The sequence below is a fragment of the Bradyrhizobium manausense genome (assembly GCF_001440035.1).
Lineage (GTDB): Bacteria > Pseudomonadota > Alphaproteobacteria > Rhizobiales > Xanthobacteraceae > Bradyrhizobium > Bradyrhizobium manausense.
Map to the genome: position 1 here is coordinate 1 of NZ_LJYG01000029.1, position 14,113 is coordinate 14,113.

The following is a 14,113-nucleotide window of genomic DNA, read 5'->3' on the forward strand; positions in this document are numbered from 1 at the left end:
TGAGTCGTCCGTGAAGAATGCAGATCGGGGCTAGGAAACAAGCGAAACTGGTCTTGATGTAGTATTCGATTTTGCAGGAAAGCTGGTAGTTGGACCTCGCTTTCTTGCGTTTTGGGATTTTGCTTTTGAGTGATTCGTGATTCCCTGAGGGTGTCGTCGACATTGGGGAATGCGATGAGCAAACCGCGGGACGATCGCCAGAAGGACCTGCTGCTTCCGGCGCTCGATAAGATCATCGACATGAGCCATCCGCTGGTGCGGTTGGCAGCGCTGATCGACTGGAATATGCTGAACGATCGCTTCAGTTCAGTGTGCCAAGCGGGGTCGGGACAGCCTGGCCTTCCGACGCGGCTTGTCGCCGGCCTGTTCATCTTGAAGCACATGCACAACCTGTCGGATGAGGTGTTGTGCGCCCGCTGGATCGAGAACCCTTATTACCAATACTTCTGCGGCGAATTGAGCTTCCGCCACCGTCTGCCGTTCGATCGATCGTCGATGACGCGCTGGCGGCAGCGGCTCGGAGAGGAACAGCTCGTCGCGCTGATCCAGGAAAGTCTGTCGGTGGCGCACAAGACTGGCGCCATTGGCCCCAAAGACCTAGAGCGGGTGGTCGTCGATACGACGGTTCAGCCCAAGGCGGTTGCGCATCCGACCGATGCGCGGCTGATCCATCGAGCAATCATCAAGCTCGTCGGGCTCGCCAAGCGCAACCGTTTGCCGCTGCGCCAGAGCTATCTGCGCCTGGCTAAGCGTGCCGCCATCATGGTCGGCCGCTATACCCACGCGCACCAGTTCAAACGCGCCAGGCGCCAGCTCAAGTTCCTGCGGACACGGCTTGGCCGGATCATCCGCGACATCCGCCGCAAGATTGATGGCCACACGGTGCTGGAAGCTCGCTTCGGCCCGCTGCTCGGTTTAGCGCAGCAGATACGCAGCCAGGATCAGCATCAGCGTGGTCCAAAGGTCTATGCGTTACACGCCCCGGAGGTCGAGTGCATCGGCAAGGGTAAAGCCCGCGCGCCTTACGAGTTCGGCTGCAAAGTCAGTATCGCCACCCCCGCGACGTCTCCAAAGGGCGGACAGTTCGTGCTCCACGCCAAGGCCCTGCACGGCAATCCCTTCGACGGGCACACGCTCGGCCCTGTGATCACCGACATGGAGAAGCTCACCGGCGTGGAGACGCGCCGCATCCACGTCGACAAAGGGTATCGCGGCCACAACCACCCGCATCGGTTCAGGGTCTGGATCTCGGGGCAGGTCCGCCGCGTCACGGCTTCCATCCGTCGCGAGATGAAGCGTCGCGCGGCAGTCGAGCCGGTCATCGGCCACGTCAAGGCCGAGCACCGCATGGACCGGAATTATCTCAAGGGACGCCTCGGCGACCGCATCAACGCTGTTCTCGCCGCTGCAGGTTACAACTTCGGCCTGCTCCTGCGATGGCTCGCACAACTCTTGCGTATCTTCATCCGAGCCTTCATCGAGACCGACCCCGCTCAAAAAATCGCTTGAGCCTCGTTCTTCACGGACGACTCATGAATTCCCTAACCGACCCCGATCGACCCCATAAGTTGATTGCGGTATCGGAAACCCGCCCCCGCGAAGGGCGGGCTTTTCGACTCAATGGGAAAGTGGAACCGATTCGCTGCTGCGAGTCTAGGTGGTGGATTAACGGGTCCGAGACTTCTTGGCCCGCCAGCGTACGAAGCGCCGGGCCAGCCGGGACAGGTCCTCGCTTAGTTAGATTGACGGTACGTCAGACGCTTGCCAGCCGCGCCTTTGATGGCAACGTCCGCGCGTTCCCCGTCGCCAACGCCAAGCGCAACGCGGTTGCTGTAACGGAAATCGAATTCTGAAAGATAGCGGTGTAGGTGCTTCTCAGCGCAGCGCTGTTACACGCCCTTCATGCCGCGCTTGAAGATGCTGTAGTAGCCCGCGACCGTGTTGGTGGAGCTCACTTCGGCGCCGTCATAGCGGACGGATTCATCTTTTGTCTGATGGCTGGCGACGACGCACCCATCGCGAAAGCCAAGCACGTTTCGCCTGCGACGATTTGCGGACACGAGGCGCACGCCGGCGTGAACGCAGCCCGCAACATTCTCAGAGCCGGAACGCGGCCCTCGGTGGATGTCTCCTGCCGCCGCAAATCCCGTAGAGCCGCTTAAATTAAGGCTCCTCGGAAAATTCCTCCATTCAGGGAGGGGAAGACGTTAAGACACGACTGGCAGGACAAATTGAAAGGTCGCGCCCGGCTCCCGCTTGCGGACGATGGACAGGCGCCCTCCGTGAGCTTGCACGATCGAACGACAGATCGATAGACCCATTCCAAGGCCGCTCGATTTAGTAGTAAAAAACGGGTCTAAGATGCGATCAATGTCCTCGTCAGCGATCCCGGCGCCGCAATCGGTCACGGAGAGCTGCACACGCCCCTTATCATCCATGGATGACTGGATCGTCAATTCGCGCTTCCGGTCGCCAATCGTTTGCATGGCCTCGATCCCGTTCATCACGAGATTGATGATCACCTGTTGCAGCTGAACCCTGTCACCGAGGACCGTGGGAAGTGTTGGCGCAAACTTAGTTCGCAAGGTCACTTGCTGATTAACCAGCTCACGTGTCACCAGCGTGATGGCCTCCTTGACGACGTCATTGATATCGAGCGGTACCATCTCGATCTCACCTTTCTTCGCAAGTGCGCGGACCCTGCGGACCACCTCGCTTGCCCGGATCGCGTCTTCGATGATCCAGTCCACCGATCTGCGCGCCGCGGAAAGGTCGGGAGTTTCGCGACCCATCCAGCCGAGGCACGCGTCGGCGTTGCTGATGATGGCGGCGAGCGGCTGGTTTACTTCGTGGGCGATGGAGGCCGTTAGTTCCCCCAGCGTCGTCACGCGTGTCACATGCGCAAGGTCCGCCTGTGCCTTCCGCAGCTCTTGTTCGGCCTGGTCTGCGCGAATCCTCGCGGTGATGTCTGTGCTGACGCCACGGTAGCCGAGAAAGTTGCCGGCTAGATCAAAAAAAGGCTTGCCGCTGGTCCGGACGTAGAACGCAGAGCCGGTCTTATTGACTGCGCGATAGATCAGATCGCGAAATGGGAGATGCGCGTCTAGCATCGCCCGATGCTGCCGCCACTTCTCGGGTTCTTCTTCAACATCGCACGCAATTTCCCAAGGAGGCAGACCGACGAGCCCTGAGGTCAAGATGCCCACGGCGCTGGCGTGCTCCGACAAATGAGTGACCAGGTGGTCTGGCCCGGTCTCCCAGAGCCAGTCGGAAGCGGTTTCGGCATAGTCCCGAAAGCGCTGCTCACTTTCGCGCAGCGCAGCAAGGGTGTTTTCCAGCCGCTCCCTGGCCACATGTTGCTCGGTGACATCCATATGCGTTCCGACGAGTTCGACGGTGGCGCCATCGCTTCCCAGCACAGCGTGAGCAACTGAGTGGATGTGCCTTATCGCACCATCGGGAAGTCGGATTCGAAAATCATATTTGAAGTTACCTGCTTTCTGTTCGCCAGCCTGACGTTGCACTTCCTGCAGCAGCGCCAAGTCATCTGGATGGATACGCGACCTGATGGTCTCAAGCGATACAGGCTCGTCCGGATCCAAGCCAAACAGACGGCTCACTTCGGCGGAGCGATAGACAAAACAGCGACGGTGGCAATCCCAGGACCAAGTGCCCATGTGACTGAGCTGCTGCGCGTCGGACAGATAGGCTTCACTACGGCGCAGCTGTTGTTCCGTCTGCTTTGCTGCCGTGATGTCCGTCGCCGCCCCGACAAACTCGATATCGCCAGAGGCGGTTCTCGTGGCCCGTGCTGCCGCATAAATGTACTTTACTGACCCATCGGGCATCAGCAGTCGGTATTCATGATCGAAATCCTGGCCTTGAGACGCTCGATCCAGAATCGCCTGGACGGAAGCCCTATCTTCTGGGTGGGTGCGGTCGAGGACGTGTTGCGGTGTCGGTATCGTTTTCTCGGGGTCATACTCGAAAATCCGAAAATTTTCCTTGGACCAGAAGACCTCGCCGGTGGCCGTGTTCCAGCCAAAACTGCCAGTATGGCTCAATTCCTGCGCCTGCTCCAAATGCGCTTCGCTCCGTTGCAGGGCAATTTCCGTCCGCTTTCGCTCAGTAATATCTTCGCAGGCAATGAGGACGATGGGCTTGTCCTCGGCCCAGGGCATTGCTTTGGCGTTTTCGCGCACCCACAGCACCGACCCGTCCTTCCTGACCTTCTGGATGTCCCAGGTGTGCGACTGACCGATGTTTGTGAGACACTCCTCGATGCACTTGCGAACGACTTTGCGATCTTCTTCCTGAAAGACCTTCAGCACAGATAGGCCGACCAGTTCCGCAGGCGCGTAGCCGAGTTGAGAGGCGCCGAAAGTATTGACGTTGAGGACCGTTCCCGCTTCATCGAGCATGAAGTACATGGCCGGATTGTGCTCAAAGATCGCGCGCCACCGTTTTTCGCGGTCATGCTGTTCGGCCGCGCTGTGCCGTAGCTTGGCCGCGACCTCACGCGCAGCATCCCTTTCGCGGCGGACTCTTCCGATCAGGTGCGTTCCGACAATTGAAGCGGTTAGGAAGGCGACAACCACCAAAAGGTTCGTTGGGTCATCGATCCGGAGACTGAACGTGGACGGCGTAAACAGGTAGGCTGACGCAGCGACGGCAACAATGGAAAGCACCGACGATGCGATGAAGCTGCCCATCAGCGAGAACAGCATTATCACCACCAGATAGGCGAACGCCGTCGCTGCGAAAGGGCTATGAATATACAAGGAGGTTAGCGTCACCGCCGCTAGCGCAATGCTACCAAAAACGAGCTGCGTCGCTGAACGTCCCAAAGTGGTGGTGAGCTGGTTAAACATGCTTATAGCAGTCCGGCCCTTCTGGCAGAGAGATTAAATACTTCAATTTAATCCGACACCGACAGGCGCCCCGAGTGATTTTGAGATCGCTACTGATCAGACAGCCGAAGAAGGCGCACTACAAACCTTCGTATAGTTAAAAGCCTTCGTTCAGTTCTAGCTATATTAAATCGAACGGTCACATAGGGCAATCATGCCTTTGGTGTCACGCGGTTCGCCTTTATTCTCGATGATAAAGGGCCCGTGCTGTCGCCGGATACGCTCTGAGCACAGCAGGAGGGTCAAATCCAATCGCGGTTGATCCGTCGGATAGAGCTTGGGCGATGCCAGTTGCACCCATGGCGAGAAAGTCCCCTGTGTCGCACGCTGGATACGAGAATGGACTCGGTGGGGCTTTCTTATCTCCAACGCGACGTAGCGGCCCAGCATGAACTTGCCCGGCCGTGCGGTCAATCGCAACCTTGCCGCGATCGCTCCGCCTCGCGGATGGTGCTCGCGCTTGACGCTGAGAAGGAGGAGCTGCGCCTGCAGATGCATGCGTTCAAGGACTTGATCTTGGAGAAGCGCTGGGAGCGGCTTGTGATGCTCGTCGTCAAGAAGCTGGCGCTTAAGCGGGGCGATCTTCAGGCTGACGCCTCGCGGGACGCGCCACCCAACGACGATGCACATGCGTCGGGGCGGTCCGACAACATTGATGCGTTGCTTCAAGCAGCTGCCGCGTTGAGAGCAGGAAGGTCAGCTTTACAGATTGGCGAGGGCGTGAGGGAGGTGCTCGAGCTGATACTAGCGACGCGGCGGGGCTGCGAACGGTCCGTTCCAAACACGGCTGCACCGATGGCGTAGTCTAGGTGAAGGTGCGGCCGCCCGTGATCGAGAATCGTTTGGCATCGATGGCACTCCTGAGCCACCTGGTGGTCCGAAGTTCGCCTGGTATCTGCTGCCGTTTTTCAACGACAGCGAAGGCGGGTGTCGAGAGCGGACGGTCCTGTCGCTCGTGAGCACAGAAACTTTTCAAGTCCTAGCGACCGATGTGTTCGATTGCATCGCTTCCGGGCGAAGCAAGAGCCATCAGTTGCACGAGCTGCTCGCCTGGAACTGTGCAAGGCGGAGTACCATCGCACCACACGGGCCGCTGCATGAGCCCTCGCCGCCATAGAGCAGCATCGCCGATAGGGCAGCCGCGATGCCGCCGAGGAGTTCGTGCGATGGCTTCAGGCTCGCCCCGATCGGCATCTTGCCGCCACACCACCGCCTCGGCTTTTCTCACACGTTCACCGAAGCCGACTTACCCCATCCCCGTTGCCTTCGGTTTCAGGCGGTCTCTGAGACGGCGCAAGCATGCTCGTCTACCTTCGAGCTATTGCTTCGGTTGCAACGTCGATCGGATTTCAAGCTTCCGATGTGGCTTTACGGTTATTCAACGTCTTGGTCGAACGCCGGAAGCATACGCATCAGCTCTGCCACTGAACCAGCTTGAAATGTCTCGAAGCACCTTGGACAGGTCAGGCTTCTTCAAGTTGACAAGCTTGGCGCCTTCCGTCTGGGTGATCTCCCGCTCCGCCCTCAACCGTCTTAGCTGAACAACTACAGCAGCCTTGAGTTGGTGCTCCTCGGCGTTCGGCAGGCCGAGATCGGCGAATCACTTCTTCCAGGCTTTTGCCAATTCGGCTGCACGCCTATGGTCCAGGCGAGGGCGTTTGTGCGGCTCCCAGTGATGAAGAGGAAGAGGGGCGACGGGCAGGTTTGAGCCCGTCGGATCACGAGAGAGCGCCGGCGGCTCGATGCGCAACCGCTCTCCTCAGGTTTTCCATATGTTCAAGCCATCAGATACTACGGCCGCGGCTGCCGCAGCCTCGCCCGCGGCAACATCTTTTCTTCGTATCACACGCCGTCTACTCCCAAGCCGTGAGCGCCGCCTGTGCATCGAAGTGATCTTGGGTCGCGCCATGGAAGTTGGGTTCGGTCTCATCGACGCGACCGGCTCCTGGGATTGGAAGAACGCCTCTGACGTCTGCGAGGCGGCAACCGCCCTGTCCGTTCGCAAATATGGATCGGTTATCCGTGCCAAGCCAGGATCGCCCATTTCCATGCTGCTTTCGAAAATCACGGGGTTTCGCACGGCCCGAGCACGGCGCCGGAAAGATAGTCAGGCCCTTGAGCCGTTGTTGATGCGGCGCCAGGTCGGCGGCATCTCGATCGACGATTGGACGATGAGACAGCTACGCGGCGTCTGGATTAACAAGTCGGACAAATTGACGGAGGATGCGCGGCCTGAGTGGTCCGTGCTCGATGTGGAGCGGCTGCTTATCACGCGCCTCCGACGGTTTTGCCCGAGCTCGCCGATCCGGATACGGCTCGCTTATGGCGTCCTTTTTACGACCTACGCCACGCTACGCGCCGATCGACGAGGCAAGAAGCTGTCGTGCGTCAGGCTCATTATGGAATGGTCAGGCTCTGGCTTCGACGGAGTGATTGGTTTCGACGAACCCTACGCAATACGGAAGGCCTCTCCCAATCTTCCGGCAATGACAGCAGATGCCCGCAACACACCAGGGCGGTCGATGTTCGTGCGACTGACAGCCTCGCCCGAGGGGCCGGCCGGCAAACGGGTTGCACCGCGAGTCATGTTGCGCATCTGGGCTTGGGTGCTGTCTCACGGACGCTTGGCAGCTTCTACGCAACACAATGTCAACGCTCGGGAGGTTAGGTGATGCCCGGTGGCGCTTCCGAACTGGCGCGCCGTCTCGCCCGTGATGCCGAGGCGGTCTGCCGCTACTACCTGTCCAACGGGCGGCGCCAGGGGCGCTACTGGATAGTGGGCGACGTTCGCAATACGCCTGGCCGGTCAATGTACGTCCGGCTCAGCGGACCAGACTCCGGTTCCGGCGCCGCCGGGCATTGGACCGATGCTGCCTCGGCCGAACATGGCGATCTCCTCGATGTGATCCGCGAGAGCTGTAGTTTTACAGATTTTCGCGACGTCGCCGAGGAGGCACGACGCTTTCTGAGGCTGCAGCGCACCGAGCCGCGCCGCACCCCAAAGACCATCATTCGCACACCCGTCCCCGCGGGATCGCCGGAAGCAGCGCAACGGCTCTTCGCCGTGTCGCAGCCGATCCGCAGGACGCTCGTCGAGACCTACCTGTGCAATCGCGGCATCAAAGCTGTCCACGACGTGGGCGCGCTGCGGTTTCATCCCCGCTGCCACTATCGCCCGGACGACACTTCGCCGACTGAGACCTGGCCGGCGATGATCGCGGCCGTCACCGATCTTGCCGATTGCGTCACCGGTGCGCATCGCACCTGGCTTGCGCCGGACGGCTTCGGCAAGGCACCGGTCGACACGCCGCGACGGGCCATGGGCGGTCTCCGCGGCAACGCCGTCCGCTTTGGCGCGGCCGACGACGTCCTCGCTGCCGGCGAAGGCATCGAGACGATGCTGTCGCTGCGCTATGCGCTGCCTGCCATGGCGATGGCCGCTGCGCTCTCGGCCAACCACCTTGCCGCCCTTCTGCTCCCGCCGACGCTGCGCCGGCTCTACATCGCGCGCGACAACGATGCGGCTGGCGACGCAGCTGCGATGACTCTGACCGAGCGCGCCCACGCGGACGGTATCGAGGCGATCATCTGGTCACCAAGGCGTGGCGATTTCAACGAGGATCTACGCGCCCTCGGCGTCGATTCACTTCGGGCAGCCTTGCGGGGCCAGCTCGCACCCCAGGACCGCGCGCGGTTCATGCTCTTCGCTGAGGCCGGGGCGGTTTGACCGATCAGCCTGCGGCGCCGCCTTGGGCGATTACGTCCTGTTGTCGGTTATGAGCGGACTGCAGTCGATATTGGACGCTCGAGCGGCCAGGCGGCCTTGTCCGCCTCTGCCGACTTGCGGTGCAGTAAGCCGGCAGCTATCTGAGATACAGCCACCGTGGCGCTAGCGCATTTCGGAAGGTAGCTCTTGACCCTGAGTAGAACTCGCCTGCAGCGTTGAATTGAAGAGTGCTCGCCAACTTCAACTTGGCCATCAATCTTGATGGACGTATTTCTTTGAAAAGGTTGGCGTTTGGGAGAACAAAATATAACAAGATATAGAGGCTGAAGAATTGGCTTCACAGCACCACGGGCGGATCGGTTCACGCCAGATCTACGAAACACTTCGAGATCAGATTCTCGAAAGCGTCTACGGCACCGACGGTCTTTTGCCCTCGTCCCGCGCACTTGCCGGCGAGCTGGGCGTCTCGCGCTCTACCGTGACGGTCGCTTATGAACAACTCGCCGCGGAGGGCTTCATCGAGATACGCCATGGCGCCCGGCCACGTGTCGCTCGCGCTATCGTCGATCAAGGACGTGAGCGAGCTTCGTCCCGGGCAGCGACGCGCAAGGCTCGGCTCTCGAAGTTCGGCGAGCGGTTGCGACAGGACCTCCCTCGTTGGATCGAACCGCCGCGCGACCTCGTCGCGAATTTCCGGTATGGCGATCTTTCGCCGTCGGACTTCCCGGTGCTGGCATGGAAAAAAGCCATGGTCGCGGCAATGACCCGCAAGCCGGAGCGTCTGGCCTACGACGATCCCTGCGGCGCGCTGCGGCTCCGAACGGCGCTCCAAGCATATCTTTGGCGGTCGCGAAGCGTGCGATGCGACGTCGATCAGATTGTCGTCGTGAACGGATCTCAGCAGGGGCTCGACATCTGCGCGCGGCTCCTGCTTGACGACGCCGACCGCTTTATCATGGAGGATCCCGGCTACCTGATGGCGCGGCTCAATGCTTCCCGGTCGCGATCGAGGCCGGTTGAACACAGCCGTCAGCCTAATGACCGGCCCTGTGAGGTCGACATTTGCGGATAGAGCCGCCCCCCGGCCTTCTAGAGGCGATCGGACGGCAAGCGGGACGGCCCTGCAATGGCAGAGGTCACGGCTATTTTCCGCCGGCGCGTTCCGCGCCTTTGCATCGCGAAACAAAATAGCCGCACCTCTGCCATCCTCCGCTTCGCTTCGGCCCTGCGCTTCGCTTGGGTTCTGGTCCGTGCCGCTCGCCGTCGGATGATCGCCACGAAGGCCGCGGTGGGCGCGGCCGATCCGAAAAAGGACCTCACCCATGGCGACCGAAAACGACGATCCGCAATTCGAACCGCACCACGCTTCATCCCCGACCGATCACACTCTTACCGAACTTCAATTGTTTGGCTTTCGTCCTTTGCAAGATGAACCCGATCCACGGCCCCTTCCCGAAACCAATGCAATCACCGGCGCCATCGCCGACATCTTCGATGCGCTAGTCTCGACCCTGAACGATACGCGCCTTGAGCCTGACCTCGAGGACTTGCTCTGGTCAGCCGTCAATCTCTTCCATCGCGCGGCAGAACGCATCGAACGAGAACTTGACACCAATGAGCAAGCGCAGCAGAGAAGCCAACGCGAGCAGAACGGATCGGAAGTGGCATCCGTCGAGCTCGAACGTCTTACCGCCGAAGGCATCACGCTGATCGAACGTCGCAACGCCATGGAGTTCTTTCGCGACCAGGCTGCCGAAAGCTTCGAAGTTCACACCGGCTCGCCGTGGCGGGCGCGCTCTGGTTCAGTCGTTAATCATCGCACCCTCACCGCCGCGATGATCGACAGCCGAGACTTTCTCGCTGCCAGGCGCAGGGCCGAAACCGAAGTGATGCTCCCTCGTGGGCCCAAGATTGCGCTCACCGGAGGGCTGGAATTCAACAACGTCAAGCTCATCTGGGATCGGCTCGACAAGGTCCACGCAAAACACCCTGAGATGGTTCTAGTGCACGGCGGCTCGCCAAAAGGGGCTGAGTTGATCGGTTCAAAATGGGCCAGAAATCGCAATGTTCCGCAGCTCGCCTTCAGGCCGGATTGGACGAAACATGCAAAGGCCGCACCATTCAAGCGCAACGACGCGATGCTGGAGGTTATGCCGATCGGAGTCATGCACTTCCCGGGCACAGGCATCCAGGACAACCTCGTCGATAAGGCCAAGAAGCTCGGCATCCCGGTTTGGAAGTTTAGCGAAGACGGCGCGTGAGCGCCGTCTTAATTGACGCTGAAAGCGACGCCTCAGCACCTTAAAGAAGACAGATGTCCAAGCATTTCGTTGCTGCATCCGGGTGCCGAGCGGTCCGGGCCCGCTGCAAGCCCTGCAATCAGATTGTTCTCGCGAACGCTCCGTCTCGCTCGCCCAAAAGTCGGCCCCCACAAGAAGGCGCTGCACACCCGCGCGGCGCCAAGGCGGCTGCCGTGCGCTTTACCTACATTCGTGTAGTCAGTGCTGTTGCGATCAAACCAGCCGAGAACGTACTGGCTGGCCCTGACCATGAATGATCAATCTCCATTCTTTTCGCCACTTGGAGCGGGTGAGGGAGGGCTTCGGCAAGCCGTGCTCGCAGACAGACGTCCCTCACCCATATCGTGCGCGCGGCTAGAACTTCTCGGTCGATATCGTCGTCCTGGAGAACACCTAAGATGACATCCTTGCTTGATCAGGTATTAGGACCCTCTTGCGAAAACGGGGCACTGCAACCGCTATTTTCGCAAGCAATCTGTAAACTAGGTCCTTAGCGTCGGCACGCCTCCGGGTAACGTGTGCAGATACCAGTGGGATCCGGGCTAGGATCTACACACTCCGGGTCACCGGTGCAGAGAACGGGTGGTTCGGCTGCGAATGTATTGATGTCGAAATATTGCGCAGCGTTCCTAGCGACGTAGACGACACTGGACACCGCCGCAGCGAACGCGAGCGCGCCCGCCGATATGAGCAATAATTTTTTCATTCCGCACGTCACTTCCTTAGGTTGACCCCAGCCCGTTCAATCTAACAGCCTCAACGTGAAAGGCAAATCTAACACAACGTTAGGTTTTTTCAGTGCGCGAACGATGGCGGCTCCTCGCGTCGCCAGATTTCGCCGAGTAGCGGCAGGCGAGTCCCGACGCGGCAAGTTGAATTGCGCAACACCATCATTCGCAATGGCCATTTTCTCTGATGTCGCACTGATGAGGAACATAGATCACCCTTCATGTCTTCCGGCGATATCAATCTGTCACGACTGAGCTGACAGATGCTGTCGGCATGCGTTGGTGTCTGTCAGGAAAGAAGCAGCGATAACGATTGTCATCTGCCCGATGTGAAGCCCGCCCCAGCTCAGAAGAAGGTGGGATCGTTGGCTCACCCACTTGCGGCGCGCTTCTGATGCAAAATGTTCGATCAACCCACCTCTTCCTGCCGCGATCTATGGGCCTATCAGCAGGTTTTTCTCCTCGCCAACAATGTAAGACACTCCAACTGGGTGGCGCCTCGTTCACCCAGCCTCAAATGCGCCTATCGCGCTGGCGGAGACGGTATAAGCGCGACCAGGCTGGCGAACCGAAAGGCCGTGGTTGGATGCTATTAGCCCTGGCCCGAAAGCGGTGTTCTGATGCCCGCTGTCAAGGGCCACGCTATCGGCGTTTGACGCTCGAGTCTCGTAGCTGGCCAAAAACGCGCATTTTTGTTAAACATGAATTAGCAGCCGAGCGCCAATTGGTCTTACTCAAGATCCGTGCGGGGCCGTCAACAATGAGGTCCCAATCGCGATCTTTTCAGGCAGTCGTTTGCTCACTGAACCCGGCGGCCGGGAGCCCGGCCACTCGCGGTGCTACTTCCAATTACCAGACGAACTTCGCTCCGTCGGGCAGCTCGCACACGAATTCTCCTTGATTCACGACTTCCGCCGATCCGGCGGCCAGCTTGGAGGCCCTCACCGTGAGCTTGCCTTCACGGCTGAGGCTGTGGCGGATGTATTCCGTAACCGGGTGTCCTGAGCTGTCCAAGGTTTGATGTGCATTGGCGAAGCTGATGCCATTCGGAGCGCTCACCCTGAAGGCGTTGATAGTCAGTCCGCCCTGCACGGCTGGCCCGGTCTTGTTCCCATCGGCGCTGGCACAGCGATTGAGATCTAGTATGACCTTCACATCCTTGCCGGCCTGCAGGGCATTGAGCACCTCCGTATATTTCGGCGACGGCCCATCGGCCTTGACGATCGTGCTCACGCTTGCAGCCAAAAGCAAGGATAACAAGATCGACAGGCGTCTGCCACTGAACTTCATATGCTCTTCTCCTCCAAAAGATTCGCAGACGAACAGCAATCTGCCCGATGTCGTATTCGGAACACCTTGGCGGATTTCAGACGTCAGGCGAAGGTCGCGTTCGCGACAACAACACGTGCTGCAACAGCATGCAAGTTCTAGCGAGGGTAAAGCTAACCTCACAACCTCGTACGTCAGGTTTGCAGAGTGAGATGACGATTCGTAATATTTTCTGCACCGTCTATTCCGGAAGATCTTGCGACGAGGCGCGCGGCGTGCCTCACGAGCGGATTGGTTGTTGTCGCTCACTCTATGCCGCGCAATCTAAATAGAGGCTCATGCCCGTCCTGCGATGCGAAGCGCCGCTGCATCTGCGCCGGTCTTCGCTGTGAGGCGCTTGCTGATGAATGGCTACGTAATGATACGGAGGTCGGCCGTCGCACTATCTTGATCTACGAATTGCATCCTCTCCACATGACGCCATACAGACCAATTTACGATCCACAGCTCTGGCGAGATCGTGCGCAAGCAACGCGGACCAAGGCGGATGCGCTCGTACCAGGCAGACCCAGAGACAGGCTTCTGAAAGTGGCCGAGGAATACGAGAAGTTAGCCCGGCACGCAGAACAGTGCCGCGCGCTCAGAAACGATGACGATTGAGCTTTGTGTCACGCTTTCTGATCATACTTCGCTTTCCGATGAACTCTCGAGCGTCCCCAATTCATTGGGATGTCGTCGCCTTTTCGGCTCGCGGACGCCGGAACACATTGTAATCCGCCGCTCTGCGCACTCCAGATCCGCAACGTACGTGTCCACTCGCCGAGTGCCCACACTTTCGTCGATAATTGATTTCAGAGTCGGGCCTACGATCAGGAGAGGCAATCAAATTTGATTCCGACCGAAGAAACTGTCGTCGACAATATGCTCGCATCATTGACAATCAGCGCGCTGCAGAATCGGGCCGCTCCCACCCACGAACAGGTGATGCATCACTTGGATATTGCGTGCGAGAGAGCGGGTCTCATCCGGACGCATGCATCTACGATCCGGATATTGGAGCGTATCTCACGTGAGATCAGTCGGGCGGAGTCGGTGTTGGACTTCATCGGCCGAGGTGAGGTGCAGCCACACTGAGTTGGCGAATGAGGTTCCTCTACTCTTGTGACGAAAAGGAAGCGG

7 protein-coding genes and 3 pseudogenes are annotated in these 14,113 nt (G+C 59.4%); 6 read left to right on the forward strand and 4 right to left on the reverse strand.

Annotated elements, in window-relative coordinates; all coding sequences use genetic code 11:
• The first annotated feature begins 174 nt into the window (after nt 1–174).
• A complete protein-coding gene (locus tag AOQ71_RS06440; RefSeq protein WP_057743291.1) occupies nt 175–1,509 on the forward strand; it encodes an IS5 family transposase in 1,335 nt (444 codons plus the stop codon).
• A gap of 224 nt (nt 1,510–1,733) precedes the next feature.
• On the opposite strand, the pseudogene AOQ71_RS42715 reads toward AOQ71_RS06440, so the two are convergent.
• Together AOQ71_RS42715 and AOQ71_RS06450 are read right to left on the reverse strand one after the other, a co-directional pair.
• A pseudogene (locus AOQ71_RS42715) lies at nt 1,734–1,946 on the reverse strand (transposase); the annotation flags it as partial.
• A gap of 261 nt (nt 1,947–2,207) precedes the next feature.
• Entirely contained in the window at nt 2,208–4,871 is a 2,664-nt protein-coding gene (locus tag AOQ71_RS06450) for a PAS domain S-box protein (RefSeq protein ID WP_057743298.1), read from the reverse strand.
• 378 nt (nt 4,872–5,249) lie between these two features.
• On the opposite strand from AOQ71_RS06450, the gene AOQ71_RS06455 reads away from it, so the two are divergent.
• Nucleotides 5,250–5,714 carry a hypothetical protein gene (locus tag AOQ71_RS06455; protein ID WP_157083402.1) on the forward strand — a complete coding sequence of 155 codons (465 nt, stop codon included), beginning with the start codon at nt 5,250–5,252 and terminating at the stop codon, nt 5,712–5,714.
• 574 nt (nt 5,715–6,288) lie between these two features.
• Here AOQ71_RS06455 and AOQ71_RS42720 read toward each other — a convergent pair.
• Nucleotides 6,289–6,498 (reverse strand): annotated as a pseudogene (locus tag AOQ71_RS42720) (XRE family transcriptional regulator); the annotation flags it as partial.
• Between the two features lie 184 nt (nt 6,499–6,682).
• On the opposite strand from AOQ71_RS42720, the gene AOQ71_RS49900 reads away from it, so the two are divergent.
• From AOQ71_RS49900 to AOQ71_RS06475, 4 genes and pseudogenes are all read left to right on the forward strand, one after another.
• Nucleotides 6,683–7,582 carry a strawberry notch-like NTP hydrolase domain-containing protein gene (locus AOQ71_RS49900; protein WP_347336682.1) on the forward strand — a complete coding sequence of 300 codons (900 nt, stop codon included), beginning with the start codon at nt 6,683–6,685 and terminating at the stop codon, nt 7,580–7,582.
• Nucleotides 7,582–8,637, forward strand: coding sequence for a DUF7146 domain-containing protein (locus tag AOQ71_RS06465; protein WP_057743309.1), 1,056 nt, complete (start codon nt 7,582–7,584; stop codon nt 8,635–8,637). The genes AOQ71_RS49900 and AOQ71_RS06465 overlap by 1 nt, the downstream gene beginning before the upstream one ends.
• 331 nt (nt 8,638–8,968) lie before the next feature.
• Nucleotides 8,969–9,655 (forward strand): annotated as a pseudogene (locus AOQ71_RS06470) (aminotransferase class I/II-fold pyridoxal phosphate-dependent enzyme); the annotation flags it as partial.
• Nucleotides 9,656–9,959: 304 nt separating this feature from the next.
• Nucleotides 9,960–10,898 carry a DUF2493 domain-containing protein gene (locus AOQ71_RS06475; protein WP_057743312.1) on the forward strand — a complete coding sequence of 313 codons (939 nt, stop codon included), beginning with the start codon at nt 9,960–9,962 and terminating at the stop codon, nt 10,896–10,898.
• Between the two features lie 1,616 nt (nt 10,899–12,514).
• On the opposite strand, the gene AOQ71_RS06480 is transcribed toward AOQ71_RS06475, so the two are convergent.
• Nucleotides 12,515–12,955, reverse strand: coding sequence for a VirK family protein (locus AOQ71_RS06480; protein WP_057743316.1), 441 nt, complete (start codon nt 12,953–12,955; stop codon nt 12,515–12,517).
• Between the last annotated feature and the right edge of the window lie 1,158 nt (nt 12,956–14,113).